This window comes from Chitinophaga sp., assembly GCF_035564935.1.
Lineage (GTDB): Bacteria > Bacteroidota > Bacteroidia > Chitinophagales > Chitinophagaceae > Chitinophaga.
The window spans coordinates 1-2,796 of the sequence record NZ_DATMTE010000678.1; the positions used below are offsets into that span (position 1 = coordinate 1).

Consider the following 2,796-nt stretch of genomic DNA (forward strand, 5'->3'; position numbering starts at 1 on the left):
GGTCCCAGTGGGGAACGGCGCCTGCATACAGGTCCGGAATTTTACCACCCTTGCGCACTTCCACGTTTTCTTCCGGAGTTTTACCGGCGGGCACCTGGGCGGATGGGAGGTTAGGAAGCTTTACCAAGGCATCCTGCAACGCTTTTTCGGTGGCATTCAGCTCTTCATTCACCGGGCCGAGGCGGTCTTTCAATGCCGCTACCGCAGCGCGCTGCGCTTCTCCTTCCTCTTTTTTACCCTGGGCCATCAGTTTACCGATTTCTTTAGATAAACTATTTACCTGGGCCTGTGTTTCATCGTATTCGAGGGTTAATTTCTTACGCTTGTCGTCCAGCGCCAGCACTTCTTCCACTACATCCAGTTCCTTGAAATTCTTAAATGCGAGACGCTCTAAAACAAACGCTTTATTTTGACGTATAAACGGTACTTGTAACATGTTGTATGATCAGATTTTTGCAAATATATTAAAATAGCTTAACTCAGGTACTTCCCTACAATGGGCACTCTGCGCCCTACACCAAAGGCTTTGGACGATACCCGTATAATAGGGCAGAATTGATTTCTCTTGTATTCATTGGTGTTCACCATCTTTAAGGCCCGCGAAACCAAAGCGGCATCGAAGCCCTGAGCTACTATTTCACGCGGTCCCTGGCGGCGTTCTATGTACTGGTACAGGATCCTGTCGAGGATAGCATAATCCGGCAGGCTGTCGCTGTCTTTCTGATCCGGCCGCAGCTCTGCAGAAGGCGCCTTATCAATAATATTCACCGGTATGATCTCTTTCTCCCGGTTAATATATCTTGCCAGGGAATATACCTGCATCTTGTATACATCTCCCAAAACACTCAATCCGCCTGCCATATCACCATATAAGGTACCATAGCCGGTAGATAGTTCGCTTTTGTTGGATGTATTCAGCAGGATATAACCAAACTTGTTGGATAAGCCCATCAGCAGGTTACCCCGGATGCGTGACTGTGTATTTTCTTCTGCCACGTTGAAAGGCAGCCCTTTGAAATAAGGCTCCAGCGTGTCAAGGAAGGTTTCGTAAATGTTGTTGATGCGGATAATATCATGGGGATTGCCAAGGTTTTCTGACAATGTCACGGCATCATCTACAGAGTGACTGGTAGAGTAGGGAGAAGGCATGAGGATGGCCCTTACATTTTCCTTACCCAGTGCATCACAGGCAATAGCCAGTGTTACGGCGCTGTCGATACCGCCTGAAGATCCAAGGATGGCTTTTGTAAAGCCCATCTTCCCGAAATAATCCTTAATTCCCAACACCAGGGCATCGTAGATCCTGTTTATGTTGTGATCAAATACCAGTTCAGTGAGCGGGGTAAATACAGCGGGCTTCACCGGTGGCAGATCCTTACCGGTAAGCTTTTCCAGCTCTATACCACCTATTGCTTCTTCAAAATAGGGTAGCTCCTTTACAATGTTACCCTGGGCATCGTAAATAAGTGACCCGCCGTCAAACACAATCTCCGTCTGGGATCCCACGGTATTACAATAGTACATCGGGATCTTATATTTCAGTACATTGGAAAGAATGATCTCTTTGCGGTCTTCATCATGATCGTAATCAAACGGGGATGCAGACAAATTGATCATCACATCCGGTTCCTGGGCAATCAGCTGATCCATCGGGCAAACCCGGTACAGGGGGTTATCTCCCAGGTTCCAGATGTCTTCACAAATGGTTACTGCCAGCTTCTTTCCTTTAAACGGGATCACATTCCATTCGATAGACGGCTCAAAGTACCGGTACTCGTCAAATACGTCGTAAGTAGGCAACAGGGTTTTATGTACCACCTGTTTTACTTCTCCCTCATATAAAAACCAGGCGGCATTAAACAGGTCTTTCCCTTCGCGCTGGGGGTTACGGGCAGGGCCGCCCACCAGCACTGCAATATCTTTGGTATGTGCTTTTATTACGTCTATTGCATGATAGCTCTGTGCAATAAAATCTTCAAATTCCAGGAAATCGCGGGGGGGATAACCGCATACACACAACTCGGAAAATACCACCAGGTCGGCGCCCTGGGCCTTTGCCGCGTTAATGCCATCAATGATCTTTGCTATATTTTTTTCAAAATTGCCAATATGGTAATTCTGCTGTGCCAGTATAATATTCATGATAAAAAAAGATATTCAGGTAAAAATTAGAAGAATACGCCCAGCCGGAGCGCGAAGCTGTTCATATTTACCCGGCCGTCGTCCCATTTGCCATTGCGGGTTACATCCACAAAACCGTTTTGGTAGGTGATACCGGCCGTTCCGGTAAGATTGGCGCCCAGTGGATATTCTATCCCTGCACCCAATAACATCCCGATGTTGATACGGTTCATCTCTGGTAAGATATTCACCCGGTCGAAGGTTTGGTTTACAGACCCGTTTGAAGTAACTACATCTGCACGGCCGCTCACGGGGAAATCGAGATAGGTGCCGAACTGCCCCCAGAAACCAACACCGCCTTCATCGGCCGAAGCGGTTTTCAGCTTCAATGCCAGCGGGATCTCTATATAGGTGAGCTTCATATTATATTCAGCGGGATTGGCCTTATAATCGTTCAGCCCCTTACCTGCATCATATTTCAGCTTGCTGCCGCCCAGCATTACCTGGAATCCCGAAGAAAACGCGTAAGTACCGCGGTCGTTCAGGTTAAAATCGGCCATCAGGCCAAAGTTCAGTCCTGCTTTGGCGCCATTCCTGTTAACCCCCGATTCCTGCGGCTTTAAGATGGAAACCATCGGGCTCACGGTAAACCCGAGCTTTACTTTATTCCTGAAA

Annotated in this window: 2 protein-coding genes and 1 pseudogene; all 3 read right to left on the reverse strand. The window is 47.7% G+C overall.

Annotated elements, in window-relative coordinates:
• Positions 1–436 (reverse strand): annotated as a pseudogene (locus VN105_RS17480) (serine--tRNA ligase); the annotation flags it as partial.
• 38 nt (positions 437–474) lie between these two features.
• Positions 475–2,142 (reverse strand): NAD+ synthase, encoded by a 1,668-nt coding sequence (locus VN105_RS17485; RefSeq protein WP_325642819.1) that lies wholly within the window; start codon positions 2,140–2,142, stop codon positions 475–477.
• Between the two features lie 26 nt (positions 2,143–2,168).
• On the reverse strand, positions 2,169–2,796 hold a 628-nt coding region (locus VN105_RS17490; RefSeq protein WP_325642820.1), incomplete at its 5' end, for a porin family protein.

Excerpts from the sequence above, each read along its gene's own strand:
- VN105_RS17485 (WP_325642819.1), bottom strand. The coding sequence starts at position 2,142 with ATGAATATTATACTGGCACAGCAGAATTACCATATTGGCAATTTTGAA.